This is a genomic window from Ruegeria sp. SAZD013, from assembly GCF_059612525.1.
The window spans coordinates 569005-595330 of the sequence record NZ_JBXWQT010000020.1 but is presented as its reverse complement, the minus strand read 5'-3'; the positions used below and the strand labels follow the sequence as shown (position 1 = coordinate 595330).

Genomic DNA, 26326 nt, shown 5'->3' with positions numbered 1-26326 from the left:
GCATCTCCCCCGGGATATTTATGGCCAGATGAAGAAGCGGATCCCTGCTTCATCTGGCTAAAAATATCCCCGCCGGAGGCATCGTGCGTCAGCACGATCAGGACACTTTAGCTACGCATTGCCGCCTGCGCGCAGAAGCAGGACGCAGCCACCATGCGGTCGGCACGGGCCAACGCCAGGTCAAGCCGTTGTTTGATCTGCAGGACTTCGACCTGTTCGCTGCGTGCCTTTAGACAATCGTAAAGGCCCTTCAAACTCCAGACGTTGTCAGGATGTATCGAGGCGCGACTTAGCGTGCCGCCCAAGCCCAAATCTTCACGATAGGCGTCTTCCGCTTCGGCCAGCCGTCCTTGCTCGAATAGAAGTGCCCCAAGCGCGTGGCGGGTGGGCTGCATCCATCCCCAGGGTTCGTCATAGGGCAAGGTATCGTCCAGCTCGACCGAGCGGCGCAGATGGGCAAACGCGATTTCCAAGTTGCCTTTGCGGTACTCGATCTCACCGCGCAGCATTTCCCGCGCAATTTCCAGCAGGTCAATCACACGGTTGTTGTGCAGCCTGCGTGTTTCCGGAACGCATTCTTTGGCGGCAAGGAACAGATATTCTTCGGCCTCGGCATTGGCGATATCACCGGTTGCTGCATGAGCGATGGCGCGCGCGTAGTGTGTCGTGGCCGTCAGGGTGCGGAACAGGTCTGGGTCTGAGGGCAGTTCCAGTGCCTTAGCCTCGTCCCAGCGGCCAAACCGGATCAGGATGTGAGGGCCCATGGACATGTAGCTTTCGAAGTAATCGGCCATCGGGGGGCTTTCGATGCGCAGCAACTCTTCGGGTGTTGTATCCCACAATCCCTGATTGGCACGTAGGGCCGGTTCCATCTGTCCAAGAAAAAGCGCACCGTAGATGGCAAAGTGATAATTGTGCTGGCGATAGCCTGTGTAAATGTTGAACGCGCCTTCGCGTTCGTAATATTTCAGGTCGGCTTCCGAGGCTTTTTCGTTCCAGTGCACAACGTTGTGGTAATGTCCGCAGAGCACATCGATATGTGTCGGCATATGTACCAAGTGGCCGGCATCTGGAACCAGTGTGCGCAGGACATCCCCTGCTTTCAGGGCTTTTTCTGGTGTTGGAGACATCTCCATCAGATGAACATAGAGGTGCAGCAGGCCCGGGTGTGACATCGCAGCCGGATCGTTCGCCATGGCCCATTCAAGCGCATCTTGCGCTTCCTTCGTTGCCGCGCCCTGGGCGGGTTGGCCCGTTTTCAGATCCCACATCTTCCATGGCGTCAGGTTCAGCAGCGCTTCGACATAGATGGTACGCAAGTCGAGGTGGTCCGGGTGCGCCGCAAATGCCGCGCGCATCGCTTCGGCAAAACCGTGGTCCCATTGGTGCATGTCCTGAACCGGATCACGTTGCGGGTAACGCGCAAGCAGGGCCTGAATCAGGGCCTGTTCGACGGCAGTGCACCCTGCGAGCAGACCAAGGGCTTTTTGCATCGCGTCGTAAGCCTGTGCCAGCGCTTCTTCCTGACCCTTCTCATCCAGCAGGTCCCACGGGAGGTTGTAATTGGGACCGGCTGCATAGGCGACACCCCAATGGGCCATTGCGCAATTCGGATCATGCTCGGCCGCGCGTTGAAAACAGGCTACCGCCTCTTCGTGATTGTAGCCGTATGTCCAGTTCAGCCCGCGGTCGAACCACAGCTGAGCTTCGGGGCTGGAAGTGGAAACCGGGCAGGAATAGCTGCCCAGATCGTAGTAATCGTTCATCACAGTTCCTCCCCCTAAGTTCGGGGTAGGATAGCGTGTTTCACCCGAGATTCACAGGTCAGGCTGGCAGCCGTTCTTCGATGCGACCCATGTGGATCATCAGGCCAAACGACAGCACGCACATACTCAGAATGCCAATTGTCAACGGCGCGATGGATCCGTTGAACAGAAGCCCGATCGGCGCGGCGATTGCTGCAGCCATTACTGTTGAGATCGACCCGACAACTGAAGCGGCCATGCCTGCGATGTGGCCCATGGGCTCCATGGCAATGGCATTCAGATTGCCGATGGTTACACCAGCCATGAAAAAGACCATCGTCTGCCAGAAGACAAACAGGGCAAATGACATATCGGGCGAAAGGTTCGCCATGTTCAGGATGATGACGACAGACGTGATGGCTATCTGCGCGCCGAAGGCGAATGTGACCATCCGGCGCATCCCGACGCGCACCACCAAAGCTGCGTTCAAAAGGCTGGCCGAACCTGACATCAGGGCGACAAATCCGAACCAGAAGGGAAAGCTGTCGGCCCGATCATGGATCACATCATAGACCGGTTGCACCATAGTCAGCATGGTGAACAAGGTCCCCATGCACAAGGTCTGCACGAAGATAGACAAGCGCACGGTGGGATGGGCAAACATTTCGTTCACGGCCGCAATCATCAGGGGCAGGCGAAAGGGGCGGCGGTTCTCGACGGCCAGGGACTCGGGCAGTCGTGTACTCACCCAAAAAAGGACGACCAGCGCGAACAGGATAAAGGACATGAATATCCCGCGCCAGCCGAAGAGGGCGATAACACCAGCGCCCAGCATCGGGGCCGCTGCTGGTACCAAAGTGAAGATCATCATAGCGATTGAGATGATGCGCGCCATTTCCCGGCCTGAATACAGGTCACGGATGATGGCCATTGCCACCACACGTGGTCCAGCAGCGCCCAGCCCCTGTACAACGCGCGCAATCAGCACCAGTTCCAGCGAAGAACTGGCCCAGGCAACAGCCGAAGCCGCAATGTACAATAGCGCGCCGCAAAAGATCACCGGCTTGCGTCCCAGCGCATCCGATAGCGGGCCGGTAAAGAATGTACCGATACCCATTCCCAGAACGAAGGACGTCAGAATCAGTTGGGCGCGATTGACATCATCGGGGCTGAGCTGCGCGCCGATTTCGGGCAGGGCAGGCAGCATTGAATCGATCGAAAACGCGATAGTGGCGAACATCATTGCGATCAGCGCAATGAATTCCGCCTTCGACATGCGGTTGGCCATGAAGCACTCCTAACCTGTTCGCGCTATCATGGTGAGTCAGGTTAGGCCAGACTGGAAATTCGCACAGACCTCTGTGCTATTCTGCGGGGGAAGCCTCAAGTTGAGACATGATTTCGGCGATCACTTTCTCCCACATTTCAGGTGGTTGAGCACCCGGAACGGCATGTTGATTGGCAACAATATAGGTCGGGACCGAACTGACGCCCATTTCGCGAGAATGAGTATCACGGTTGCGAATATCCTCGCGGTCGGCGTCGGATTTCAACAGCTTCATGACCACCGCAGCGTCCATTCCGGCACTGTCTGCGATGTCGGACAGGACTTCGGGGTCGCCGATGTCTCGGGCCTGAACAAAATAGGCATCGAACAGCGCATCCACAACGGCATTCTGTTTGCCTTCGATCCCCGCCCAATGGATCAGGCGATGTGCATCCAGTGTATTAGGTGTGCGTTTCATGCCTTCAAAGTCAATCTTCAGACCGGCGCTTTCAGCATGTTCAACCACCGGCGCATAAGCACGCAAGGCACCATCTTTGCCGCCAAATTTACGCTCCAGATACTCGCGCCGGTCCATTCCATTTTCCGGCATATCAGGGTTCAGCTGAAAGGGGTGCCATTCGATGACAAAAGGGTGGTCCGGAACATTGGCCAGTGCTTTGTCGAGATGCGTTTTACCGATATAGCACCACGGACAGATCGGATCGGACAGGATGTCGAGCTTGACAGTCTGGGTCATGTGGCTGGTGCCTCGAAATAGGCCGGCAACGCCCGGCGCAGGAGTTTGCCATTGCCGCCGGTTGGTAGCGCAGACAGGTGGATGAAGGCGCGTGGTTGTTTATAACGTGCCAAGTTTGCCTCGACATAAGCGCGCAAGGCCGCATCGTCCAGCTTTTCCGGGCCGGTATAGAAGGCTGCTATCACAAATGTGTCCGGTTTGACCTCGACCGTAGCTGCACCGACCTGCGTGATACCGGGAAAACGGGACAGGGCGGCTTCGACCTCGACCGGGGACACGCGGTAGCCACCGGCATTCATCATGTCGTCGTCCCTGCCCAGATAACTGACCTGGCCGTCCACTGCCATTGCCCCCTGATCTCCGGTCAGGAACCATTCGCCCTGCATCCGGGATTCAACTTCATCGGGTGCGTTGAGGTAGGTCAGCATCAATCCGGGATCAGACCGATGAATGGCGATGGTACCTTCTTGCCCCTGCGGCACCGGGCCGTCCGGGCCCAGAATGGCCACGCGACGACCCGGTTGCGGGTGCCCCAATGCGTCGCCGCGCGCGGGGTGGGCCGGGCTTGAGGATATGAAAGTCGAGCATTCGGACATGCCGTAGGCTTCGAACAGTTCCGTACCGGTGGCGCTTAGCCATTTCTCGTGCAGAGCGCGCGAAAGCTTTTCCCCAGCGCATAAACCGTGGCGCAGGTCAGGTAAGCTGATTTGCTCATACTCTTGCACCAATTTGCGAAAGACCCCTGGTGCCGCCGCAAAGATGGTTGCACGATGCTGGTGGAGCAGAGCAGGCAGGGCGGTGATGTCCGTGCCCGGTTCCGGGATCAAGGCGGTTGCGCCGATGGTCCACGGGTCCATCAACCCGGTGCCAAGTGTATAGGTCCAGTTGAACGCTCCGGCGTGACACAGCCGATCGGACGCGCGCAGACCATACCAGCCATCGACCATCATCTGCCGCGCCCAGATTGCCCGATGCGCGTGGGCCACGGCACGCGGACTGCCCGACGTTCCCGAGGTGTAGACTACATATGCCATACGCTCGGGGTCGCCCAGTTCAAAGCTGGCAGGGGGCAAATGGTGCATAGCCTTCAGTTCATCCAACTCGATCTGTCTGGGATGAGGCACGCATGAGACAGCGGGATCACGAAGAACCGCGGCTGGGGACAGATCGTCGATCATTCTGGCGGTTTCGGGTTCCGTCAGTTGCGACGATGTGGGCACCGGAATGATACCCACTGAAATCGCGCCCAGATAGGCAATCGGGAAATCCACCGTATTGCCGAGCCGCATCAGAACGATTTCGCCGGGTGTCAGACCTGCTTGCAGCAATCCTGCGCCAGTGCCCAGTACGGCGGATTGCAGGTCGCGATAGGTCCAGTCCAGCGCGCCGTGGGGCATTAATACCGACAAAGCCACTTTATCAGGGACCTGATCCGCGCGGCCAAGGACGTGCGCCGCCAGATTGAAGGGTGCAGGGCAGGGCGCGGGCGGCCCTTGATCGAAGACAGAAAACATGGCCATTGGCTAACGCGGTGTCTGGCGCGTTGCAAGCGCGGCTGGCCAAGCCTATAGAGAATGGCATGAGCACCCAAGATCCCAAATCCCTGATCCGAATTGCCCGCGATTCCGGCGATCACACCGAAGTTGAACCGCTGGACCTTGGCGCGCGCGTGCGCGAATTGCGAAAAGCGCGGAAATGGACGCTGGAGCAGGCCGCCAGTCAGGCCGGTTTGGCCCGTTCGACCCTCAGCAAGATTGAGAACGGGCAGATGTCACCTACCTATGACGCGCTCAAAAAGCTTGCGGTTGGGTTGGAAATCTCGGTTCCTCAGCTTTTCACACCGCCACAGCGGGATCAGGTCATCGGACGGATGGCGATTACCCGGATGGGCGAAGGGGCGGCTCACGCGACAACGACCTACGAGCATGAGTTGCTGGCCGAAACCCTGACCAAGAAGCACATGCTGCCCTACCGCGCGCGGGTTCGGGCGCGGTCCATGGATGAATTCGACGGCTGGGTGCGCCACGATGGCGAAGAGTTCATGTATGTTCTGACCGGTGTTGTCCGGCTCTATACCGAGTTTTATGAGCCGGTCGAAATGCGCAGGGGTGACAGCGCCTATTACGATGGCAGCATGGGCCATAACGTAATCTCCGTCAGTGACGAAGACGCGACAATCCTTTGGGTCACATCACTTGCTTAGCGACGCGCGGCAGAATTCTCTGTTCAGGCCTTCGGTGAACAGGAAGTCTTCGACCTCTTCATGAGCTTCGTTCATGGTTAACTGGTGACGCTCGGCCAGATAGGCTTCGAACCCTTTACGATCTTGTGATACGCGCATCATGTCTTGGTCACGCAAATTCGGAAAACGCCGCTTTGCACGTGCGTAGGCCGCATTCCAGTCTTGTGTCAAATCCGTCCAGTTCATCATGTATGAGCTTTCCTTATGTAGCGATTAGGACTGCTCTCCCCTCCTTAGGGTACGTAATGGGTGCCGTAAGGGAAGACATGACAAAATGTCGCAGCATGTCACTGCATTCCTTTTACAAGATTGTGCCTCTGCAATAGCTGCCGCAACAGGGCGGCGGGCTTGAAATTATTCAAAGTACCTACGGATCAGGAGACCTGTTTGTTGCGGCACCGGGAAATCCCGGCGAGCAGATTGTAAAGGCGATCTCGATCTTTGGGCTACGTCTAAATATTTCGATTCAATGTAGCTTTTAGTGTTGGCCAAAGCAGGCCGAAGGCCCGTCTCATGGGATCATCCGGCGTCCGATATGGCCTGCATGTGGTGCTGCGATTTGTCGTCGCCAAACGTATCCCTGAGTGTGATGGCCATGTGCTGAATTCCGCCGACAGGCGTAGTTTTCCGGGGCCAATCGTGCAGGAAGCGTAAAGGAATCGCGTATTTCAAGGGGTCCGCCAACACTCCGCGGTGAACAGCCGGTGTTGTACAAAACCCGGCTGCCCTGATGTTCATGTGACTACCCGGCGACGTACCACCACACTTCCGGCATGTATTGCGGTCCATCGCCATAGATTGGCACAGTGTCGGGGAACCTGAGCTCGCGTATGTGGGCAATCCGCCCGACATCAAAACTCCAGATCGGGATGACATAGCGACCGGCCGTCAGAACCCGGTCAAGCGCGCGGGTTGCCGCGGTGAAATCTTCACGTGTTTCCGAGGCAAGCATGGCGTCAATCATCGCATCAACAGCGGGCGAGGCCACGCCCATCAGGTTGCGTGTGCCGGGTGTGTCCGCGTTCTCGCTTCCCCAATACAAACGCTGTTCATTGCCGGGAGACAGTGAAAGAGCACGCCGGAAGGGCGTAACATCAAAATCCAGTTCCCCGGTGCGCCCGACATACTGCGCGTTGTCGACCTGTTCCGTCATGACCTGAATGCCAAGCCGTTCCAGAGCGCGGGAATAAATCTCGACCACCGACGCCATCTCGCTATCCCCCTGCTGTAGCAAGACCGTCATTTTGAACGGGTCACCATTCGTGTTGCGCAGGACCCCGTCCTGAACGGTCCAGCCCGCTTCGGTCAGCAGTTTGGTGGCTTTGCGAATATTTGCGCGGTTGCGGGCTGAACCGTCGCCCTTCGGCAGTTCATACCCTTCCAGCGTGCCGGGGATCAGATCCGAGGCAAAGGGTTCCAGCAGGGCTTTTACCTGCCCTTGGGCCGGTCCGGGCTGCATGGCCAGATCTGAGCCCGAGAAGTAGGACGTAATCCTTGGCTGCGCCCCACCAGTGATCGTGTCGTTGATGAATTCGAAATTGAAGGCCAGCGTCAGGGCCTCGCGAACGCGCCAGTCGTTAAACGGGGCTTTGCGGGTGTTCATCACGAACCCGGTCATGCCTGACGGTTTGCCATGCGGTATCTCGGTCTTGATGACATCACCGCGCTGAACGGCGGGGAAGCTGTATTGCGTGTCCCATTTGTCGCCGTTGAACTCACGCACCGCTGACAGCTCACCAGCTTTGAAGGCCTCGAACAGAACGCTGCCGTCGCCGTAGAACTCGATCCGCATTTCATCCAGATTCATGGTACCGCGACGGAACGGGATATCCTGCCCCCAATATTCAGGGTTGCGACGAAGGTTCACATAGCGCCCCGCCTCGTAGCTATCGATCACATAGGGGCCGGTGCCGATTGGGACATCGTGCAAGGCGGCGTCGGCAAAATCCTTGTCCTGCCACTGCGCCTTTTGCAGGATCGGACGCATCCCTGCGAGCAGGGCAAGTTCGCGATCCGGCACGTTGAAAGTAATCCGAACCGAACGTGGGCCGGTCTGTTCGATCCTGTCGATTTTGTCCCAAAAACCGCGATAGCGCAGATGCCCCTGAGTGCCGAGCGTCTCATATGACCAAATCACGTCGTCAATCGTGACCGGGCTGCCGTCGGAAAACCGGGCCTCTTCCCGCAGGGTAAATTCAACCCATGACCGGTCGGGAGCCGTCTCAACTGATTCGGCTAACAGCCCGTAAAGTGTGAAAGGTTCGTCCCAGGATCGCCCCATCAGGCTTTCATGGGTCCAAAATGGCAATTGCCAGGGCGAGGTGCCTTTTTGCAAAAACGGGTTCAGGCTGTTATAGCCGCCAGTATTTCCGAAAACGACTTTGCCGCCTTTGGGCGCATCGGGGTTGGCATAGGGTAGGGACACAAAATCCGGTGGTAGGGCCGGGTCTCCATACATAGCTATGCCATGAGACGATTCTGCATGGGCGGACGAGATCATGAAAATGCTGGCGATTCCCGCCGCAAGTGGTCGAAACGGTCGGAGAAAATCCGGGCTCATTTTGGAAACAATCCTGCTCTGGCCTTATTTTGTTGGGATTCACCGTAGTGATGATTTTTCATATTATCAAACTTTTAGCTTGGACGAAGGCGTGGAATTGCTTATAAAGGATGCACTGCTCGATAGGTTTCTTGCCTGTATGAAACCTGCCTCAATAACTTAACGCCCGCTTCGTGCGGGCGTTTTTTTTGGCTGCTTGAGAAGTGTCAGGCTGGGATTTCAGACCAGTGTGTTTCCCCGTTTTCTTTGCAGGTGCAGCATGGCATTGTGCACCAAATCATCGCATCAGGGAGAACGGTCATGAGCCTTTCCGGCAAAACAGCAATCATCACTGGGTCTAATTCTGGCATCGGTCTGGGGGTCGCGCGCGAGCTGGCGAAGGCCGGAGCAGATGTCGTCCTTAATTCCTTTACGGACCGTGACGAAGATCACGCGTTGGCTGCTGAGATTGCCAAAGAGACCGGAACCAACGCGCGTTACATCAAGGCGGACATGTCAAGAGGCGATGAGTGCCGCGCGCTGATTGAGCAGGCCGGATCTTGCGACATACTTGTGAACAACGCGGGCATTCAGTTTGTGTCCCCGATCGATCAGTTCCCGGTGGATAAATGGGATGCGATTATTGCGATCAACATGAACTCGGCCTTTCACACGACCGCGGCCGCACTGCCGATGATGCGCAAAGCGGGATGGGGTCGTATCGTGAATATCGCCTCGGCGCATGGTTTGACGGCGTCGCCGTTCAAGGCGGCCTATGTTGCCGCCAAGCACGGGGTGGTGGGGATGACCAAGACCGTTGCCTTGGAAACGGCGCAAGAACCGATCACCTGCAACGCCATTTGCCCGGGCTATGTGCTGACGCCTCTGGTCGAGGCCCAGATCCCGAACACGATGAAAGAATACAATATGAGCCGCGAGGAGGTCGTGAAAAACGTGCTTCTTGAACGGCAACCTTCCAAGGAATTCGCCACCGTTGAGCAACTGGGCGGGACAACCATTTTCCTGTGCTCGGACGCGGCGGCGCAGATCACGGGAACCACGATTTCTGTCGATGGCGGCTGGACCGCCTTGTGATTGGCCTTGGGGGCGCTGCCCCCAAACCCCCGGAGTATTTCTGAAAAGATGAAGGGTGAGGGCGGTGATACGGATCAATCTGGCTTTGCAGGGCGGCGGTGCGCATGGGGCATTCACCTGGGGTGTGCTTGACCGGCTGCTGGATGAGGAAGACATCGAGGTTGCTGCGATCACTGGAACATCCGCCGGTGCGTTGAACGGTGCGGCGTTCAAATCGGGGATGGTTCATTCAGGACGTGAGGGTGCGCGCGCGCAACTGGATGGGCTTTGGAGGCGTATGGGCGCGATTGGTGACATGCGTATCGCCAATTGGTTTCGCGGGTTGGAACCGGCTGTAATCGCGCAGGCGATGGAATATTCGGTGCCGTTTTCCTTCGGTGATGCCTGGTCGCGGATGGTGTCGCCTTATGCTTATGGTCCATTCTACAGCAATCCGCTGGAGCCGGTGGTGGACAGGTTCAATTTTGCGGAAGTTTGCGCCGATGCGGGACCCCGCCTGTTTGTGTGCGCCACCTGTGTGAGAAGCGGCAAGATTCGCGTGTTTACCGGGGAGGAAGTCTCGACAGATGCCATTTTGGCTTCGGCCTGCCTGCCGACCCTGTTCAAGGCTGTCGAGATATTTGATCCAAAGACAGACCGGATCGAGGCCTATTGGGATGGCGGTTATACTGGTAATCCGGCGCTCTATCCGCTGTTCAACAATGATCTGCCGGATGATGTGGTGATCGTGAATATCAACCCGTTGGAGCGCGACGCGGTGCCGGTCACACCGCAGCAGATCCAGAACCGGATAAACGAGATCAGCTTCAATTCATCCCTGTTTCGCGAATTGCGGGCAATCAGCTTTGTTCAACGGCTTCTGAAAGAGGGCAAGCTGAAGGCCGGGGACATGAGCCGCGTTCTGGTGCATATGATTGCCGATAACGAGTTGATGAGCAGCCTGTCTGTTGCCACTAAAACCGTGCCCAACCCGGTTATTTTGCACAAGCTGAAACAGGCGGGGCGGGTAGCGGCGGATCGTTTTCTGGCCAAGCATAAGAGTGATCTGGGTCAGACCAGTACTGTCGATCTGCCAGCTATGTTCGGTTAATCACTCGGGCGGTTGCGTGGGGTCTTTTTCGTTGGGATAAACGAGCCCGGCCGAAATCACCAGTTTCGCGGCATCCTCTATTGTCATGTCCAGCATAATTACGTCTTCCATCGGGAAAAACAGCAAAAAGCCCGAGGTCGGGTTAGGTGTAGTCGGGACAAAAACGCTGAGCAGCTCTCCTCCAGTTTCCGCGCGTTTGCTGATTTCGCCTTTGGCGGTTGTCGAGACGAATCCAATGGCCCAGATCCCGCGGCGGGGATACTGGATCAGGCATGCCTTTTCAAAAGAGCGTTCGGTTTGGGCAAATACGGTTTCCGAGATCTGTTTGATCCCGGAATAGATCGAGCGGACGACCGGCATCCGATCTACCACGCTTTCAGCGAACAGGATCAGGGACCGGCCCAGAATTCCTTTTGCGATCCACCCTACGATAACGGTAAAGATCAGGAAGATCACGACGCCCACGCCGCGCAGGTTGATACCGACGTAACGTTCCGGTTGGAATTGATGAGGAACCAGTGGCAGGACCGCACTGTCGATCCAACCGACTACCGACCAGATCAGCCAGACCGTCAGCCAGACCGGCGCAATGACAACCAGCCCCGTCAGGAACGACGCGCGCAGCCGTGCCAGCATGCCGGGGCGGCGATGAAGCGGTTCTTCGTCGAACGGTGTATTCATCTTGGATCCGAGTGGTTATCGGGATTTAGGTAGTCAATCGGTAGCCTTGGCACAATAGGCTTGCGTTATCCCTGTTCTACCAGTGCCCGTGCAATCGCCGCCGCGAGGCGCGCATTGTTGCGCACAAGGGCAATGTTGGCAGTCAGCGAACGGCCTTCGGTCTTTTCAAAGATACGTTGCAGCAGATAGGGCGTCACATCTTTTCCGGTAATCCGATGCGCATCAGCATCAGCCTGTGCCTCGGCGATGATGGGGGCCAGTATTTCGGCAGGGATCTGATCCGCGATCGGGATCGGGTTGGCCACCAGCTGCCCGCCAGGCAGGCCCAATGCGCGACGGGTTGCATGGGCCTTGGCGATAGCTTCTGGAGTGTCCATGCGCAGGGGGGCAGCATAGGGTGACTTTGCAGACCAGAAGGCAGGAAACGCATCCTGACCATGGGCGATGACTGGAACCCCCAGCGTTTCCAGAACCTCAAGGGTTTTGGCCAGATCAAGGATAGCCTTGGCTCCGGCTGCGACGACGGTGACCGGTGTATGGCCAAGTTCGTGCAGATCAGCCGAGATGTCGAACGTGGTTTCGGCGCCCTGATGCACGCCACCGATGCCGCCTGTAGCAAACACCTCGATCCCGGCGTAATGCGCGGCGATCATAGTGGCGGCGACGGTTGTGGCTCCGGTGCCGCCGGTCGAGATGCAGGCCGCCATATCCGCGCGCGAGATTTTGGCAACGCCTTGCGCCTGACCCAGCCACTGCAACTGGTCCGGCTCGAGCCCCACATGCAGTTTGCCTTCAATCACCGCCATGGTCGCCGGAACCGCCCCCGCATCGCGGATGTCCTGTTCGACCTGAGCCGCAACTTCGACGTTTTGCGGGTAGGGCATGCCGTGGGTGATGATGGTGCTTTCCAGCGCAACGATGGGATGGCCCGCGTCCTTGGCGGCGCGGACCGCGGCAGAATATTGGATGTCGATCACAGTGGGGTTTCTCCGGAAACGTAGGTTGCTGCGGCATGCAGAGCGCGGGTTAGAGCCTCGTCACTTGATGCGCCGCCGGATTCTGAGGCGATATGAGCCGCCATGAAGGTATCCCCGGCACCGGTCACACGGGTGACCAGAACGGAGGGGGGTGTTTGGGTCAGAATTTCGTCTGAACTACCGACCGTGGCCGAGTTGCCGCCATCTGTGACCAGCACGCGTAGCGCGCCACGATCCAGAAGGCCTTTTGCGGCAGATTCAGAATCGGTGAATTCGCGCTGGCACAATATTCCTGCCTCTTCGAGGTTCACATAAAGCGTGGCGCGGGCATGTTTCAGGAAGGGCAATAGGCGCTCTGCTTTACCGGGCGAGGCCGGGGCAACACGCAGATCGGCACGGGCGAAAGCAGGACTTTGGGCGATTTCTTCCAGCAGGTTCAGGGTCAGGTTTCCGTCAAGTGCAATGGGGCCCTCAAAGGGCATGTTTTCATGACCAAGCGGGCCGTGCATCAGCGGACGCAGGATCTTTGCTCCAGCGGCTTCCAGCGAATGCGCGTCGGCAATGGCCGCGATCAACCCGTTGGCACCTTCGACGGCCATATACCGGTCGGTTGGCAGGTCCTGCGAGCGATAGATGTGATCCGTGATCATGCCGAGGCGGGAGCAGGCATGAATCAGTTCGTCGCCCTCGGGGTCACGACCGATGGCCGTCAGCAGGGTGGGCGTCATACCAAAACGCACCAGCGTCATGGCTATGTTCATCGCAACACCACCCGGCAGGCGAGTAATCCGGCCGGGCACGTCCGAGCCATGCCGCATGGCACTGGCTGATCGTCCGATCACGTCCCACAGGACCGAGCCGATACACAGGATATTACTGTTCTGAGTCATAAAGGACGTCATGCCGCAGCGGTGATGCCCATGCAAGTCAGAACGTTACCGCAATCAGAGATTTACGATCCACAGGTCCGATATACCCTTTGGGCTTGCGATCTGCGGCCTTCGCGGGAACAATCGAAAGCAATGATTGGTGATTTGATTTTCCTGTTGGAGCTTTTCGTATGAATGGCCCTGCTTTCCGCGCCATCTTTCGAACCCTCAAAACCTGTGCCCTGAGTTTTTTTGTTCTTGCAACTTTATATCCCGGATCGGGCAGGGCGCAATCCGCCCCGCCGACCGTTGTTGATTTCTGGATCAAGTCCAACACTCTGTTTCTCGAGTTGAAATGGAATGCCGAGGCCATGTTGACCGGGAACAATCCCGCGCAGCCCGCTGCGTTTTCCAACGATCCAAACTACAAATCCTTGCGGCGAATGGTTTCGTCTGAGCTGGAACCCCAGATCAAAGAGTTCGTTCATCTCTGGAAACAAAATCTTGTCGTGGAGGCACCAGAGCGATTGAGTTTGTCTTATGAAGGCGTGCGTATCCCTGTTGTGGGAGATACGGAGAAAGTGCGGGTTTCCAAACTGTTGCTGACTGCTCCTTTGCCCGATCAGGCGTCAAACCTGCGTCTGACCTGGCCGTCAGAAAGCGGACCAATCGTTCTGCGACAGCAAAATGTCGCGGCGCCATACACCGGGTATTTGGCTGCCAGTGAAGCCAGCCCGCTGATCCCCTTACAAGGCGGGGCGTCTCTGACAACGCAACAAACATTGCAGACATATTTCACAAAAGGGGTCGATCAGTTTCTCCGAAACCCAATTAAGCCATCCATTCTTGTTTTGGCGCTAGTGTTTCTGTCTTTGAAATTGCGCCCGGTGGTATCTCAACTGATGTTCCTGTCAGCGGGCGCCCTGATCGGGCTTGGGCTGGGATTGTATGGCGTATTGGATGCAGGAAAAGTGAGCGAGGCCCCTGTTCTGGTTGCTTCGACCATCGTTCTGGCGCTGTGGAACCTGGTTGCCCGGCGATTGCAGGTCTGGCGTTTGTTGGCGGTTCTCGCCATTGGCGGTTTTCAAGGTCTGGTAATTGCCTCGAACCTGATCGGGATCGGGGTGCCACCAGATCATTTGCCCCCGGCCATCCTGGGCTTTGGCGCCGGGAGTATTCTGCCGCTTGTTGTTGTGGCCCTTGCTGGGCTTGCTCTGTCGCTTTTGTTTTCTGGCGGCTCGCACCGAACCCGAGGCCGGATATCGGTTCTGGCCTCGATGCTGATTGCAGGTGCCGGTGTCTTTTGGATTGTCGAGCCTTGGGTGCTGGGTTAAAGCAACGCCGCCAGCAGCGTTTTCAGCGCCGCCAGCGGATCGTCACTGCCCCAGATCTCATCGCCAATGCCAAAGAAATCAGTGCAGGGGGCCAGGTCGCGGATCAGTTCGGGTGTCAGCCCACCTTCGGCCACAACCGGAACCTCAATCATCTCGGACCACCATTGGAACAGGTCCTTTTCGGCGCGGGTTCCGTCCCTCAGTTTGGCCGAGCCGACAGGACCGAAGGCCACATAATCCGCTCCGTTTTCGCCAGCAGTCATACCATCATGGCTCGACGCGCCGCAAAAGCTTCCGACGATTGCATCAGCGCCCAGTTCCTTGCGCGCGGTGCGGACCGAGCGTGCAGCATCATCCAAATGCACCCCGTCCAGCCCCAGACGCTGCGCCAGCAATACATGGTTCGAGATTACGATGGCCACGTCGCGCGCGTGGGCGATTTCACGGCAAGCGTCGGCCGCGCGAGCGATGGTATCTTCGTCACTTCCGGCCAACGCGAGGCGGACACAGGCAATCTCGACCCCGTCCAGCACAGTCGCCAGCTTGTTCGTGAACGTGCTCAACTCGATAGTCGGAGGCGTGATCAGGTAAATCTGCGGCTGCTCGGGGGTGTCCATGGGCGCGTCCTTCGGCTTTCAGTCTTTGGCGCGGTTTAGCGGATTGCGGCTGGGAAGCAAACTTTTATGGTCAAGAGCCTGCAAATAACGCCCTTGCGCCTTGCCCTGCAAGAGCCTGCCAATTACAGCAGGCCAAGTTTTCTTAAGGTGAGCCATGCCCAGCGACAAACCCCAGCCTTCCTTCGTTCTTGTGCGCCCGCAGATGGGTGAAAACATCGGCGCTGCTGCGCGGGCGATGTGGAACTTTGGGCTGGACCGGATGCGTATTGTAGCCCCCCGTGACGGCTGGCCGAACCCCAAAGCGGTGGCAATGTCCAGCGGTGCAGGGCGCTTGCTGGATGAGGCGCAGTTGTTTGATGATCTGGCCGGATCGCTGGCCGACAGCACGTTTGTCTTCGCCACAACAGCTCGTCAGCGGGGCTTGACCAAACCTGTCTACAGCCCCGAACACGCAATGAGGATTGCCGCCGAAAAGATCGCTGCGGGCGAGAAGGTTACAGTTCTGTTCGGCCCTGAACGCGCGGGGCTAGAGAATGAAGACATCGCCAAGGCCAACGCGATCATCTCGGTGCCGGTGAACCCGGAATATGCCTCGCTGAACCTTGGTCAATGCGTATTGCTGACCGCCTATGAGTGGATGCGCCAGACCGGGGATGTAGTGCATGAGTCGACCGACCTGGGCAAAGGCGACTGGGCCACGGGGATCGAAGTCGAAAAACTTGTCGAGCACTACGAGGACAGGCTGGAGGAGGCGGGGTTCTTCTACCCTCCCGAAAAGGCCGAAGGGATGAAGGTTAACCTGCGCAACCTGTGGTCGCGGATGCGAATGACGCGGGCCGATGTGCAGATGTTGCACGGGATCATGCGGCAGATGGTCCGCTGGAAGGATAAAGGCTGAGGCTGGACCTATCTTCACCCAAGCCCTAGCTTGCGACGAAATCAGGACATGAGGACAGCATGAGCGGTAAGCGCAGCATCTTCGAAGAGGTCACGAACACCGAAAAACAACAGGCGGTTCAACCCGGTATGATCGACCGGGGGCGCGGCGGCGCTCGCAATGCGATCCGCATCTGGCTGATGATCCTGTTTGCTCTGGTCGTTGTGATGATCGCGGTTGGCGGCCTGACGCGCCTGACCGACAGCGGCCTCTCGATCACCGAATGGCGTCCGATCACCGGAGCTTTGCCGCCGATGACCGAGGCGGACTGGCAGGCAGAGTTCGACAAGTACAAGCAGATTGACCAATGGCGCATCCAGAACCAGTGGATGGAGTTGGGTGACTTCAAATCCATCTATTGGTGGGAATGGGGCCATCGTCAGTTGGGTCGCATGATCGGTCTGGTCTGGGCCGTTGGATTTCTAATCTTCCTAACAGCCCGCAAGATCCCGACAGGGTGGACCGGAAAGCTGATCGTTCCGGGTCTTCTTGGCGGTCTGCAGGGCGCTGTTGGTTGGTGGATGGTGGCCTCGGGCGTCACCCAGGGTGAAGGCATGACGGCTGTTGCAAGTTACCGTCTGGCAATACACTTGGGGCTGGCCTTTGTGATCCTGGGAGCCCTAGCCTGGTACATCTTTGAACTCGGCCGGGAAGAACGTGATCTGATGCAGGCGCGCCGGGCCAAAGAGGTCAGGCTGTTTTCATTGTCCACAGGGCTGATGCATTTCGCCTTTTTACAAATACTCATTGGCGCGCTTGTCGCCGGGATCGACGCCGGGCGGTCTTACACCGACTGGCCGCTGATGGGGGGGCACGTGCTGCCCCCGGATGCGACTATGTTGGAACCGATGTGGCGAAATTTCTTTGAAAGCCCCGGTCTGGTACAGTTCATCCATCGCTGTGCGGGGTATCTGCTGTTCATCTTTGCCGTCGTCGTCTGGCGACGTGGTGGCGGCAGCGCGCATCCGCAGACACGTTTTGCCTTTAACGCTGCTTTCGCCGCGCTTACGTTACAGGTCGTCGTCGGCATCGTGACCGTGGTTTATGGCGCGCCATGGCAGATCGCTATCTTCCACCAGTTTATGGCCGTTATCGTCTGGACGCTGATCCTGCGCGCGCGGTTCCTCACGGCTTATCCAATCGCAACATCTGTGCGCGGAGTTTAAAACTATGACCGCTTTCAATGAACTGATGACCTTTCAGCGGGAAACTTCGGCTTTGGGCCAGATCGCCGGTCGGCTTGGCTGGGATCAGGAAACCGTCATGCCGCGCGGCGCAGCGCCTCAGCGTGCCGAAGAAATGGCAGCTATCGAATCTGTCCTGCACGCGCGCCGTTCCGATCCTCGTGTTGCCGAATGGCTGGATCAGGCCGCACCTCAGGATGAGGTCGGCAAGGCGCAGATGCGTGAAATCCGGCGCGCATATGATCGCGCGGTGAAGGTGCCTGCCGATCTGGCGACGGCGATTGCCCGTGTGACGTCCGCTGCACAGGGAAAGTGGGCGCAGGCGCGCGCAGACGAAGATGTCTCGGCCTTTCTTCCGGTTCTGGAAGAGGTCGTGTCGCTGAAACGACAGGAAGGCGAGGCGCTGGCGCAAGGGGGCGACGTATACGACGCCATGGCCGGAGATTACGAACCTTACACGACCAGCGCCCAGATCGCGGATATCTTCGACCAGATGCGCCCACGACTGGTAGCCCTGCGTGCCGCCGTGCTGGAGCGGCCCGAGCCCGCTGCCCTGAACCGCAGTTTTGATGAGCAGACCCAGATGCGTCTGACACAAAAACTGGCGGTCGCCTTTGGCTATGACCTGAACAATGGCCGCGTGGACAAGGCGGTTCACCCATTCAGTTCCGGCAGCGGTCTTGACGTCCGCATCACCACGCGAACCAGCGAAACAGACCCGTTCAACTGTTTCTATTCCACCATTCACGAGGTGGGCCACGCCGCCTATGAACAGGGGATCGACGAGAAATACCTCCTGACACCGCTCGGGTCTGGCGTGTCGATGGGCGTGCATGAAAGCCAAAGCCGGATCTACGAAAACCAGTTGGGTCGGTCGCGGGCCTTTACCGGATGGTTGTTCGAACAAATGAAAGAGGCGTTCGGCGATTTCGGCATTGCCGATCCGGACGCGTTTTATGCGACGGTCAACCGCGTCCATAACGGCTATATCCGCACCGAGGCGGATGAGGTCCAATACAATCTGCACATCATGCTGCGGTTTGATCTGGAACGCGCGCTGATGGCCGGAGACTTGCAGGTCGGCGATCTGGAGGCCGCCTGGAATGATCGGTTCAAGGCAGATTTCGGTTATGCGGTCGACAAGCCCTCGAACGGTTGTTTGCAGGATGTGCACTGGTCGGTTGGGCTGTTCGGTTACTTCCCGACCTACTCGCTGGGCAATGTCTATGCTGGGTGCCTCTATCAGGCCTTGCGCGTCTCTGAACCCGATCTTGACGCGCAACTGGCCCGAGGCGACACGTCCGGCGCGACCGGCTGGTTGCGTGAGCATGTGCAGCAGCATGGCGGCCTTTATGCACCGCGCGAGGTGATTGCCCGTGCCAGCGGTGTTGAACCCGGACCGGACCCATTGCTAAGCTATCTTGAGGCCAAGTTCGGCGCGCTCTACGATTTGTGAGTTTCCGAATTGCCTCCCAAGCGTTAGAATCGGTGCACCGATACCATCGCCTGGGAGGCAACGATGACCGGAAAAGCCCGCAAGAAAGCCAGTGATTTTGATCCGCGTATCCTCGAGATATTCGACGGATATGTGCACGGCACGATGTCCAAGCGTGAGTTCATCTCAAAAGCCGGTAAATACACGGCTGCTGGAGTGACAGGCGCAATGATTCTGGACCAGTTGCAACCTAATTACGCCTGGGCGCAACAGGTGGCCCCGGACGATCCCGCGATCCAAACCATGGTGGTCGCATATGACAGCCCGGATGGGCATAGCGAAACCAGCGGCCTGATGGCGATGCCGGCAAATGCCGAAGGTAAACTGCCTGCGGTACTGGTCGTGCACGAGAACCGGGGTCTAAACCCTTATATCGAGGACGTTGTGCGCCGCGCGGCCAAGGCCGGTTTCCTGGCTTTTGGACCTGATGGGTTGTCCCCCCTTGGCGGCTATCCCGGTACTGATGAAGAAGGGCGCGAGATGCAGCGCTCGATGGACCGGGAAAAACTGATGGCGGATTTTTTTGCGGCTTTTGAGTTCTTACGTGATCACGAACTTTCGACAGGCAAGGTTGGCGCTGTCGGATTCTGCTATGGCGGAGGTGTTTGCAACGCCTTGGCCGTGGCCTATCCGGACCTTGCGGCCTCGGTGCCATTCTACGGTCGGCAACCACCAGCCGAAGATGTTCCGTCCATCGAAGCACCTCTTATGATTCACTATGCCGGTCTGGACGAGCGTATCAACGCTGGATGGCCTGCATATTCAGAGGCGTTGAAAGCCAATCAAAAGAAATTCAGCGTGCACTTCTATCCGGACGTCAATCACGGTTTTCACAACGATACGACGCCCAGGTATGACGAAGCCGCGGCAAATCTGGCATGGAGCCGGACCATCGCTTTTTTCAATGCCTACCTGACATGAACTGAACCCCGGGAATCGTCGAACCGGTGCCCGGGGTTACTGTCATTCTTCCTCGTCGCCCTGATCGGCGATCCACGCGACGCTGACGACTTCTTCGCCCTTGCCGGTATTGAATACCTTCACGCCACCTGCGGAACGTGAGCGGAACGAGATTCCATCGACCGGCACCCGGATAGATTGGCCTTTCGATGTGGCCAGCATGATCTGATCGTCGATCTCGACCGGGAAGGATGCAACCAAATCCCCACCGCGCATCGCTTTGTCCATCGCGGCTACGCCCATGCCGCCACGTCCGCGCACCGGGTAGTCGTGGCTTGAACTCAACTTGCCAGCACCACCGGCGGTGATGGTCAGGATCAGGTTTTCAGCCGCCGACATCTCGGCATATTTTTCCTGGCTAAAATCGCTGCTTGCTGCGGCTTCCTCCTCGTCACCAGCGTCTTCTTCGGTAAGCCCTGCAACTGCACGCCGCATCTTGAGATAGGCCACACGATCTTCGGGGGTCGCCTCGAAATGACGGATCACGGACATCGACACGACACGGTCACCGTTGGTCAGCCTGATCCCCCGGACACCTGTGGATTCGCGTGAGTTAAAGACTCGCACGTCGGTGGTCCGGAAACGGATCGCGCGGCCGGAATTGGTGACCAGCATCACGTCTTCGTCTTCTGAACAGATGCGTGCATTCACCAGTTCGACGCCGTCGGGCAGTTTCATCGCAATCTTGCCGTTGCGCCGGACATTGGTGAAGTCTGACAAGCGGTTACGACGCACGTCACCTGCGCTGGTGGCAAAGACGATCTGGAGGTTTTCCCATTCTTCGTCGGGTACATCCACGGGCATGATTGCGGCGATGGAAACACCGGTTGGGATCGGAAGGATGTTGACGATGGCCTTACCTTTGCCGGTGCGCCCGGATTGGGGCAAGCGCCAGGTCTTGAGCTTGTAGACCATCCCGTCTGTTGTGAAGAACAGCAGTTGTGTATGGGTGTTTGCAACGAAGAGGTTGGTAACAACATCCTCTTCCTTGGTCTGCATCCCCGAAAGGCCCTTGCCACCGCGTTTCTGGGCGCGGAAATCTGCCAGCGGCGTACGTTTGATATAGCCGCCCGAAGTGATGGTCACGACCATGTCTTCGCGCTCGATCAGGTCTTCGTCTTCCATGTCGCCCGACCAGTCGACGATCTCAGTGCGGCGGTCGACCGCGAACTGTTCACGCACGCTGCGCAGCTCATCAGCGATGATGCTCATGATCCGTTCGCGTGAGGACAGAATATCAAGGTATTCCTTGATCTTGGCTGCCAGTTCTTCCAGTTCGTCCGTGACTTCTTTGACGCCCAATTGGGTCAGGCGCTGCAAGCGCAACTCCAGAATGGCGCGGGCCTGCACCTCGGTCAGGTTATAGGTGCCATCGTCATTCATCTTGGACAGAGGATCGTCGATCAGGCGCAGATAACTTTCGATTTCGGAGGCAGGCCAGCGGCGGGTCATCAGCTTTTCACGCGCTTGCGCCGCGTCCGCAGACGACCGGATCGTTGCGACCACTTCATCGACGTTGGACACCGCCACAGCCAGACCACACAGGATGTGGCTGCGTTCGCGCGCCTTGCGCAGGTCGTAGGCGGTGCGGCGGGCAACGACATCTTCACGGAAGTCGATGAACGAGGTAAGGAACCGGCGCAGGGTCAACTGCTCTGGGCGGCCACCATTCAGCGCCAGCATATTGCAGCCAAAGGAGGTCTGCATCGGCGAAAAGCGATAGAGCTGGTTCAGCACCACCTCGGGCGTCGCGTCACGTTTGAGCTCGACCACAACGCGCACACCGTTGCGGTCGGATTCGTCTTGTACATGGGCCACGCCTTCGATCCGCTTCTCGCGCACGGCCTCGGCGATCTTTTCAATCATCGCGGCCTTGTTCACCTGATAGGGAATCTCGTCGACAACGATGGCATAGCGGTCCTTGCGGATTTCTTCTACTCGGGTCTTGGCGCGGATAATGACGCTGCCACGGCCCTCCAGATAGGCCTTGCGCGCACCGGAACGCCCCAGCATCAGGCCACCGGTCGGAAAGTCGGGACCGGGGATGTATTCGATCAGCTGTTCTGATGTAAGGTCGGGATCGTCGATCAGCGCCAGAGTCGCATCGACTACTTCGCCAAGGTTGTGCGGCGGAATGTTCGTCGCCATCCCCACGGCGATACCACCGGCGCCATTGACCAGCATGTTCGGGAAACGGGCCGGCAGAACCGTCGGTTCCCGGTCCTTGCCGTCATAGTTATCCTGAAAATCGACCGTTTCTTTTTCGATATCAGCCAACAGGGAAGCGGCGGGCTTGTCCATCCGCACTTCGGTGTAGCGCATAGCCGCCGGGTTATCGCCGTCCATCGAGCCAAAGTTGCCCTGACCGTCCAGCAGCGGCAGCGACATCGAGAAATCCTGCGCCATCCGCACCAGTGCGTCATAGATCGCGCTGTCACCATGCGGGTGGTACTTACCCATCACGTCGCCCACCGGACGGGCCGATTTGCGGTACGACTTGTCGTGCGTGTTCCCCGTTTCGTGCATCGCATACAGAATGCGGCGGTGCACCGGTTTCAGCCCGTCGCGCAAATCAGGGATCGCGCGGCTAACGATGACCGACATGGCATAGTCCAGATAGGATGTGCGCATTTCGGATTCGATGGAAACCGTCGGGCCGTCGTAGACTGGGCGCTCGGGCGGGGTTTCATCCATGTTTTCAGGAATTTCTGGCGTATCGCTCACGTAAACTGCCCGTGTCTTGTTCTGGGTCTATATCTTGTGGGTGTATCTTATCAGACCCGGCACATAAGGTGCAAGCAAGCAGCGCCTTTACGGGGATTTTCCGCGGTAATACTCAAGTAACATATTGTTATATAAGTATTAGAAGTTTTTCGTGGTATCTTGAATGGACCTTGTATCAAGCAGGAGGTCTGCATGAACCCAAGCGAAACCGAATTGATGCTCAAGGGGTACGGGCTGACAACGGCTGAGTTTTTCTATCATATGCCCGACTATATCCACGTCTTGAACACGTTCATCTGGCAGGATTACGACCTTGCGCCGGATCATCCGAAACTGTTCAAATTCATCGACTTCTGGCAGCGCGAAATCGAAGGCCCGCTGCATTCGGTCAAATTCACCCATCGCAAAATGATCGCACCGGGTGAGTGGCGCAACATGGTGGGCGAGTTTCGTGTGAACTGAGCGAGAGGCAGGTACGAGTTCCGTTGGTGCATGCTCTTCAATCATTGAAGCGAAATGGTCGGCGCGTGTCTGATGATCCGTCCGAAGCGAAATCAGGAATTCCTGAATCGTTCAGCCAGAGCAACTGGCACCGCCCAGCACGCAGAATTTGGCACAATGGGGGTGGTTCAGGTGAACGTCAGCCTCGGATTCGGCCAGAGAATGCCCCATCTCGAACTCCGACTCGTAGGGCAGCAGGGTGCAGGCCAACACGGCAGGCCGGTCAGCGCCTTTCCGTTTCACCACCATGCGGGCGCTGGCGCACATCAATGCATCGGGTGATTTGTTCAGTATTCCCCAGCAAGCCGTTGTAATCTCGGGAACTTCGACAGTTTCGTCCATTTCCGGGAACAGGACGGTCCGAGCCGGGTTATGCGGGTCAATGTCAAAGCCGTGCTCTGTAAAGAATGCGGCATAACCCGCGCGACTTTCCGTGTCAGACTCACCCCAAACGGTGCGCCCGGCAACAGCCATGTTAAAGCCGTGATCGCGCAGCCACTTCATACCCGTCAGGGTTTTTTCAAAGCTCCCCTTGCCGCGTTCAAGGTCGTGCAGTTCTGCGCGGTAATGATCGACGGAAACACGCAGGGTCAGCTTGTCATTGAAAGTCCTTTGCAATGCCAGTAGCCCGTCGCGCACCTTGCGGCGCATCATCGGGGCCATCGCGTTGGTCAGGATCAGAACTTCGTATCCACGCTCCAGCGCGGCGCGGGTCATATCGATCATCTCGGGGTTCATAAAGGGCTCGCCGCCCGTAAAACCGATTTCACGCACAGGCCAATTGCGGGCTTCGATCTGATCCAGGTAGTCACGAACCTCGTCTGCAGTGATATAAACCAGTGCGTCATTGGTCGGGCTGCTGGCGATATAGCAGCTTACGCATTCAATATTGCACAGCGTGCCGGTGTTGAACCACAGGGTCTGAGGGTTGGTCAGGGAAACCTTTGCGCGGGTCTGGCCATCGGCCGTTACCAGTTTACGCTGAAACTTGCCGATATTGGCAAGCTGAGGGGCGTTGTCTTTCATTCCCGCATCCGGTTCGTTGAAGTCATCAAACTGATCTAGCCCTTTGTCGCGGATTTGGTAAGTCTGGTGCAGGGGTTCTGACAGAGTTTTGATCAACAAGATTTATTGAGCTTTGGTTGCGCTAACATTGGACATGCCGGAAGGGTCAGGGTAAGGACAACTCATGGTTTCACGTGTCATCCCTGTTGATCCATTTGATCTGATCATTTTCGGCGGCACCGGTGATCTGGCGCAGCGTAAGATCCTGCCTGCGCTTTTCCGTCGGTATTGTGCGGGTCAGTGGCACGAGGATGCCCGGATTATCGCAGCGGCGCGCGCCGGTCATTCGGCGGACGCCTTTCGTAAGATGGTTGCTGAGTCGCTGCAACGGCACGCTTCGGAACGCGCCCGGGATTCGCAAGCCCTGACCCGGTTCCTGCAACGGGTCGACTATGTATCGCTGGATGCCTTGACGTCGGAAGGTTGGGATGTACTGGGCGAAAAGCTCTCGCCGGACCGGGTTCGCGCTTTCTATTTCTCAGTCGGTCCCAGCCTGTTCGGGCCATTGGCCGAGCGGGTTAGGGCGTATGATCTGGTGACAGAAGAAACCCGCATCGTGGTCGAAAAGCCGTTTGGACATGATTTGGCAAGCGCGCGGGACTTGAATGCCACGCTGGCCGCGCATTTTAATGAAAATCAGATCTACCGGATCGACCATTATCTAGGCAAAGAAACCGTCCAGAATCTGATGGCGGTCCGCTTTGGCAATATGCTGTTCGAACCGCTGTGGAACAGCCAGTATGTCGACCATATCCAGATAACGGTTGCGGAAACTGTCGGTATCGCGGGGCGCGAAGATTATTATGAGCGCGCGGGTGCGATGCGGGATATGGTGCAGAACCACCTGATGCAGCTGCTCTGCCTGATTGCGATGGAACCTCCGGCCAAGTTCGATCCTGACGCAGTTCGGGATGAAAAGCTCAAGGTGATCCGGGCGCTTAATCCGGTTGAACCGCATCACATCGTGCGGGGGCAGTTTGCGGCCGGATCGGACGGGCCGGGATACCGGGACTGCGTTGGCAACCTGCGATCAACCACCGAAAGCTATGTGGCGTTAAAGGCCCATATCAGCAATTGGCGTTGGGCAGGTACACCGTTCTACCTGCGCACCGGCAAGCGTCTGGTGGCGCGCTCGTCGGTGATCAACGTGATGTTCAAGGACGCGCCGCACTCGATTTTCGGGGAAGAAGCGGGGCGTCACGCCAACACGTTGTCGATCCGGTTGCAGCCGAATGAGGGGATCACGCTGAAGGTGACGATCAAGGAACCGGGGCAGGGCGGGATGCGTCTAATCGATGTTCCCTTGGACATGAGCTTTGCCGAAGCCCTCGGCCCCGAAAATCAGGACCCGCCAGATGCGTATGAACGCCTGGTGATGGACGTGATCCGTGGAAACCAGACCCTGTTCATGCGCGGGGATGAGGTTGAGGCCGCCTGGGCCTGGACCGATCCGATCATCGCTGGATGGTTGGCGCGCGGGGACGTGCCGAAGCCTTATGACAGCGGCAGCACGGGGCCGGGCGACGCTGAACTGCTAATGAAACGTGATGGACGCCACTGGCAAGGGATAAAGCCATGAAAATTCAGGAATATGCTGATCGCGAAATGCTTGCCATCGACGTGGCCAACGTGTTGGCGGGCGATCTTGAGGCCGCATTGCTGCACCATGATACCGTTGCAATGGCCGTCCCCGGGGGAACAACTCCGGGCCCGGTATTTGACAGCCTGTGTGCCGCCGATCTTGAGTGGGATCGTGTGCGTGTGTTGCCAACGGATGAACGCTGTGTGCCAGCGGATCATGACCGCTCTAACGAGCGTTTGATCCGCGAAAGATTGCTGACCAGCAGGGCCTCTGTGGCGCAATATATTCCGCTTTATGTCCCTGGTGCAGAACCTGAGGCAGCGTTGCCCGAAATCGAGTCGCTGATTGCGCCGGTATTGCCATTGTCGGTGCTGGTACTGGGAATGGGCGAAGACATGCACACGGCCTCTCTTTTTCCGGGGATGGAAGGGCTGGAGGAAGCTTTGCGCAGTGATGCACCTACGTTGATCGTTGCCCGGACCGAAGTGCAGCCAGAGGCACGAATTTCCCTGACCGCTCCGGTCCTGGACGGGGCGCTGTCGAAACATCTGATCATCTATGGTCAGGCAAAGCGCACCGTTCTTGAAAAAGCTATGTCGCTACCGCCGGAAGAGGCACCGATCGCCGCAGTTCTTGGTGGCATGACCGTACACTGGGCGGAGTAA

General features: G+C 57.7%; 25 protein-coding genes. 13 read left to right on the top strand and 12 right to left on the bottom strand.

Going from position 1 to position 26326, the window contains the following annotated elements:
- Positions 1 to 107 precede the first annotated feature (107 nt).
- The 4 genes from AC2FLU_RS09160 to AC2FLU_RS09145 form a co-directional block, all read right to left on the bottom strand.
- Positions 108 to 1766 (bottom strand): hypothetical protein, encoded by a 1659-nt coding sequence (locus tag AC2FLU_RS09160; protein ID WP_496808758.1) that lies wholly within the window; start codon positions 1764 to 1766, stop codon positions 108 to 110.
- 58 nt (positions 1767 to 1824) lie between these two features.
- Positions 1825 to 3033 (bottom strand): multidrug effflux MFS transporter, encoded by a 1209-nt coding sequence (locus tag AC2FLU_RS09155; RefSeq protein ID WP_480517219.1) that lies wholly within the window; start codon positions 3031 to 3033, stop codon positions 1825 to 1827.
- A 76-nt stretch (positions 3034 to 3109) separates the two neighbouring features.
- A complete protein-coding gene (locus AC2FLU_RS09150; protein ID WP_496808759.1) occupies positions 3110 to 3769 on the bottom strand; it encodes a DsbA family oxidoreductase in 660 nt (219 codons plus the stop codon).
- Positions 3766 to 5283, bottom strand: coding sequence for a class I adenylate-forming enzyme family protein (locus AC2FLU_RS09145; protein WP_496808760.1), 1518 nt, complete (start codon positions 5281 to 5283; stop codon positions 3766 to 3768). Before AC2FLU_RS09145 ends, AC2FLU_RS09150 begins: the two co-directional genes overlap by 4 nt.
- Positions 5284 to 5348: 65 nt before the next feature.
- On the opposite strand from AC2FLU_RS09145, the gene AC2FLU_RS09140 reads away from it, so the two are divergent.
- Entirely contained in the window at positions 5349 to 5972 is a 624-nt protein-coding gene (locus AC2FLU_RS09140; protein WP_209503779.1) for a helix-turn-helix domain-containing protein, read from the top strand.
- Here the strand turns inward: AC2FLU_RS09140 and AC2FLU_RS09135 are convergent.
- On the bottom strand, positions 5961 to 6200 hold the full coding sequence (locus tag AC2FLU_RS09135) for a hypothetical protein (protein WP_480473034.1): 240 nt from the start codon (positions 6198 to 6200) through the stop codon (positions 5961 to 5963). The genes AC2FLU_RS09140 and AC2FLU_RS09135 overlap by 12 nt on opposite strands.
- Positions 6201 to 6524: 324 nt before the next feature.
- Between AC2FLU_RS09135 and AC2FLU_RS09130 the strand changes: the two genes are divergently transcribed.
- A complete protein-coding gene (locus tag AC2FLU_RS09130; protein WP_496808761.1) occupies positions 6525 to 6665 on the top strand; it encodes a hypothetical protein in 141 nt (46 codons plus the stop codon).
- Between the two features lie 88 nt (positions 6666 to 6753).
- On the opposite strand, the gene AC2FLU_RS09125 is transcribed toward AC2FLU_RS09130, so the two are convergent.
- Positions 6754 to 8571, bottom strand: a complete 1818-nt coding sequence (locus tag AC2FLU_RS09125; RefSeq protein ID WP_496808762.1) for an extracellular solute-binding protein — start codon at positions 8569 to 8571, stop codon at positions 6754 to 6756.
- On the opposite strand from AC2FLU_RS09125, the gene AC2FLU_RS09120 reads away from it, so the two are divergent.
- From AC2FLU_RS09120 to AC2FLU_RS09110, 3 genes are all read left to right on the top strand, one after another.
- The gene (locus tag AC2FLU_RS09120) at positions 8510 to 8734 is read left to right on the top strand and encodes a hypothetical protein (protein ID WP_480493162.1); all 225 of its coding nucleotides are present in this window, start codon (positions 8510 to 8512) and stop codon (positions 8732 to 8734) included. The two genes, AC2FLU_RS09125 and AC2FLU_RS09120, sit on opposite strands and share 62 nt — an antisense overlap.
- 137 nt (positions 8735 to 8871) lie before the next feature.
- A complete protein-coding gene (locus AC2FLU_RS09115; RefSeq protein WP_496714354.1) occupies positions 8872 to 9645 on the top strand; it encodes a 3-hydroxybutyrate dehydrogenase in 774 nt (257 codons plus the stop codon).
- Positions 9646 to 9709: 64 nt separating this feature from the next.
- Positions 9710 to 10735 carry a patatin-like phospholipase family protein gene (locus AC2FLU_RS09110; RefSeq protein WP_496714353.1) on the top strand — a complete coding sequence of 342 codons (1026 nt, stop codon included), beginning with the start codon at positions 9710 to 9712 and terminating at the stop codon, positions 10733 to 10735.
- Here the strand turns inward: AC2FLU_RS09110 and AC2FLU_RS09105 are convergent, their stop codons facing one another.
- The 3 genes from AC2FLU_RS09105 to AC2FLU_RS09095 all read right to left on the bottom strand — a co-directional run bounded on the left by AC2FLU_RS09105 (position 10736) and on the right by AC2FLU_RS09095 (position 13283).
- On the bottom strand, positions 10736 to 11416 hold the full coding sequence (locus tag AC2FLU_RS09105) for a DUF502 domain-containing protein (protein WP_480553649.1): 681 nt from the start codon (positions 11414 to 11416) through the stop codon (positions 10736 to 10738). It abuts the gene before it with no gap.
- Positions 11417 to 11481: 65 nt separating this feature from the next.
- The gene (locus AC2FLU_RS09100; RefSeq protein ID WP_480603481.1) at positions 11482 to 12393 is read right to left on the bottom strand and encodes a pseudouridine-5'-phosphate glycosidase; all 912 of its coding nucleotides are present in this window, start codon (positions 12391 to 12393) and stop codon (positions 11482 to 11484) included.
- Positions 12390 to 13283, bottom strand: coding sequence for a PfkB family carbohydrate kinase (locus AC2FLU_RS09095; RefSeq protein WP_496714351.1), 894 nt, complete (start codon positions 13281 to 13283; stop codon positions 12390 to 12392). The genes AC2FLU_RS09100 and AC2FLU_RS09095 overlap by 4 nt, the downstream gene beginning before the upstream one ends.
- Positions 13284 to 13453: 170 nt before the next feature.
- On the opposite strand from AC2FLU_RS09095, the gene AC2FLU_RS09090 reads away from it, so the two are divergent.
- Positions 13454 to 14596, top strand: a complete 1143-nt coding sequence (locus AC2FLU_RS09090; RefSeq protein ID WP_496808763.1) for a HupE/UreJ family protein — start codon at positions 13454 to 13456, stop codon at positions 14594 to 14596.
- On the opposite strand, the gene AC2FLU_RS09085 is transcribed toward AC2FLU_RS09090, so the two are convergent.
- Positions 14593 to 15213, bottom strand: a complete 621-nt coding sequence (locus tag AC2FLU_RS09085; protein WP_480603486.1) for a thiamine phosphate synthase — start codon at positions 15211 to 15213, stop codon at positions 14593 to 14595. The genes AC2FLU_RS09090 and AC2FLU_RS09085 overlap by 4 nt on opposite strands.
- Before the next feature lie 154 nt (positions 15214 to 15367).
- On the opposite strand from AC2FLU_RS09085, the gene AC2FLU_RS09080 reads away from it, so the two are divergent.
- The 4 genes from AC2FLU_RS09080 (at position 15368) to yghX (ending at position 19750) form a co-directional block, all read left to right on the top strand.
- A complete protein-coding gene (locus AC2FLU_RS09080; protein ID WP_480473016.1) occupies positions 15368 to 16111 on the top strand; it encodes an RNA methyltransferase in 744 nt (247 codons plus the stop codon).
- 59 nt (positions 16112 to 16170) lie between these two features.
- On the top strand, positions 16171 to 17316 hold the full coding sequence (gene ctaA, locus AC2FLU_RS09075; protein WP_496714346.1) for a heme A synthase: 1146 nt from the start codon (positions 16171 to 16173) through the stop codon (positions 17314 to 17316).
- Between the two features lie 4 nt (positions 17317 to 17320).
- Entirely contained in the window at positions 17321 to 18790 is a 1470-nt protein-coding gene (locus AC2FLU_RS09070) for a carboxypeptidase M32 (protein WP_496808764.1), read from the top strand.
- A gap of 63 nt (positions 18791 to 18853) precedes the next feature.
- Positions 18854 to 19750 carry a YghX family hydrolase gene (yghX, locus tag AC2FLU_RS09065; protein ID WP_480517197.1) on the top strand — a complete coding sequence of 299 codons (897 nt, stop codon included), beginning with the start codon at positions 18854 to 18856 and terminating at the stop codon, positions 19748 to 19750.
- 42 nt (positions 19751 to 19792) lie between these two features.
- Here yghX and gyrA read toward each other — a convergent pair whose 3' ends face one another.
- Positions 19793 to 22483, bottom strand: a complete 2691-nt coding sequence (gene gyrA, locus AC2FLU_RS09060) for a DNA gyrase subunit A (RefSeq protein WP_480553885.1) — start codon at positions 22481 to 22483, stop codon at positions 19793 to 19795.
- 222 nt (positions 22484 to 22705) lie between these two features.
- On the opposite strand from gyrA, the gene AC2FLU_RS09055 reads away from it, so the two are divergent.
- A complete protein-coding gene (locus AC2FLU_RS09055; protein ID WP_267366492.1) occupies positions 22706 to 22975 on the top strand; it encodes an usg protein in 270 nt (89 codons plus the stop codon).
- Positions 22976 to 23086: 111 nt separating this feature from the next.
- Here AC2FLU_RS09055 and AC2FLU_RS09050 read toward each other — a convergent pair whose 3' ends face one another.
- Positions 23087 to 24040: a radical SAM protein gene (locus AC2FLU_RS09050; RefSeq protein ID WP_480517191.1), complete on the bottom strand. Its 954-nt coding sequence runs from the start codon at positions 24038 to 24040 to the stop codon at positions 23087 to 23089.
- A gap of 163 nt (positions 24041 to 24203) precedes the next feature.
- On the opposite strand from AC2FLU_RS09050, the gene zwf reads away from it, so the two are divergent.
- Together zwf and pgl are read left to right on the top strand one after the other, a co-directional pair.
- Positions 24204 to 25658 (top strand): glucose-6-phosphate dehydrogenase, encoded by a 1455-nt coding sequence (zwf, locus tag AC2FLU_RS09045; RefSeq protein WP_480517189.1) that lies wholly within the window; start codon positions 24204 to 24206, stop codon positions 25656 to 25658.
- Positions 25655 to 26326 (top strand): 6-phosphogluconolactonase, encoded by a 672-nt coding sequence (pgl, locus tag AC2FLU_RS09040; protein WP_480473002.1) that lies wholly within the window; start codon positions 25655 to 25657, stop codon positions 26324 to 26326. Before zwf ends, pgl begins: the two co-directional genes overlap by 4 nt.

Excerpts from the sequence above, each read along its gene's own strand:
- AC2FLU_RS09160 (WP_496808758.1), bottom strand. The coding sequence starts at position 1,766 with ATGAACGATTACTACGATCTGGGCAGCTATTCCTGCCCGGTTTCCACT.
- AC2FLU_RS09155 (WP_480517219.1), bottom strand. The coding sequence starts at position 3,033 with ATGGCCAACCGCATGTCGAAGGCGGAATTCATTGCGCTGATCGCAATG.
- AC2FLU_RS09150 (WP_496808759.1), bottom strand. The coding sequence starts at position 3,769 with ATGACCCAGACTGTCAAGCTCGACATCCTGTCCGATCCGATCTGTCCG.
- AC2FLU_RS09145 (WP_496808760.1), bottom strand. The coding sequence starts at position 5,283 with ATGTTTTCTGTCTTCGATCAAGGGCCGCCCGCGCCCTGCCCTGCACCC.
- AC2FLU_RS09140 (WP_209503779.1), top strand. The coding sequence starts at position 5,349 with ATGAGCACCCAAGATCCCAAATCCCTGATCCGAATTGCCCGCGATTCC.
- AC2FLU_RS09135 (WP_480473034.1), bottom strand. The coding sequence starts at position 6,200 with ATGATGAACTGGACGGATTTGACACAAGACTGGAATGCGGCCTACGCA.
- AC2FLU_RS09130 (WP_496808761.1), top strand. The coding sequence starts at position 6,525 with ATGGGATCATCCGGCGTCCGATATGGCCTGCATGTGGTGCTGCGATTT.
- AC2FLU_RS09120 (WP_480493162.1), top strand. The coding sequence starts at position 8,510 with ATGAAAATGCTGGCGATTCCCGCCGCAAGTGGTCGAAACGGTCGGAGA.
- AC2FLU_RS09125 (WP_496808762.1), bottom strand. The coding sequence starts at position 8,571 with ATGAGCCCGGATTTTCTCCGACCGTTTCGACCACTTGCGGCGGGAATC.
- AC2FLU_RS09115 (WP_496714354.1), top strand. The coding sequence starts at position 8,872 with ATGAGCCTTTCCGGCAAAACAGCAATCATCACTGGGTCTAATTCTGGC.
- AC2FLU_RS09105 (WP_480553649.1), bottom strand. The coding sequence starts at position 11,416 with ATGAATACACCGTTCGACGAAGAACCGCTTCATCGCCGCCCCGGCATG.
- AC2FLU_RS09095 (WP_496714351.1), bottom strand. The coding sequence starts at position 13,283 with ATGACTCAGAACAGTAATATCCTGTGTATCGGCTCGGTCCTGTGGGAC.
- AC2FLU_RS09090 (WP_496808763.1), top strand. The coding sequence starts at position 13,454 with ATGAATGGCCCTGCTTTCCGCGCCATCTTTCGAACCCTCAAAACCTGT.
- AC2FLU_RS09085 (WP_480603486.1), bottom strand. The coding sequence starts at position 15,213 with ATGGACACCCCCGAGCAGCCGCAGATTTACCTGATCACGCCTCCGACT.
- AC2FLU_RS09080 (WP_480473016.1), top strand. The coding sequence starts at position 15,368 with ATGCCCAGCGACAAACCCCAGCCTTCCTTCGTTCTTGTGCGCCCGCAG.
- ctaA (WP_496714346.1), top strand. The coding sequence starts at position 16,171 with ATGAGCGGTAAGCGCAGCATCTTCGAAGAGGTCACGAACACCGAAAAA.
- AC2FLU_RS09070 (WP_496808764.1), top strand. The coding sequence starts at position 17,321 with ATGACCGCTTTCAATGAACTGATGACCTTTCAGCGGGAAACTTCGGCT.
- yghX (WP_480517197.1), top strand. The coding sequence starts at position 18,854 with ATGACCGGAAAAGCCCGCAAGAAAGCCAGTGATTTTGATCCGCGTATC.
- gyrA (WP_480553885.1), bottom strand. The coding sequence starts at position 22,483 with ATGGATGAAACCCCGCCCGAGCGCCCAGTCTACGACGGCCCGACGGTT.
- AC2FLU_RS09055 (WP_267366492.1), top strand. The coding sequence starts at position 22,706 with ATGAACCCAAGCGAAACCGAATTGATGCTCAAGGGGTACGGGCTGACA.
- AC2FLU_RS09050 (WP_480517191.1), bottom strand. The coding sequence starts at position 24,040 with ATGAAAGACAACGCCCCTCAGCTTGCCAATATCGGCAAGTTTCAGCGT.
- zwf (WP_480517189.1), top strand. The coding sequence starts at position 24,204 with ATGGTTTCACGTGTCATCCCTGTTGATCCATTTGATCTGATCATTTTC.
- pgl (WP_480473002.1), top strand. The coding sequence starts at position 25,655 with ATGAAAATTCAGGAATATGCTGATCGCGAAATGCTTGCCATCGACGTG.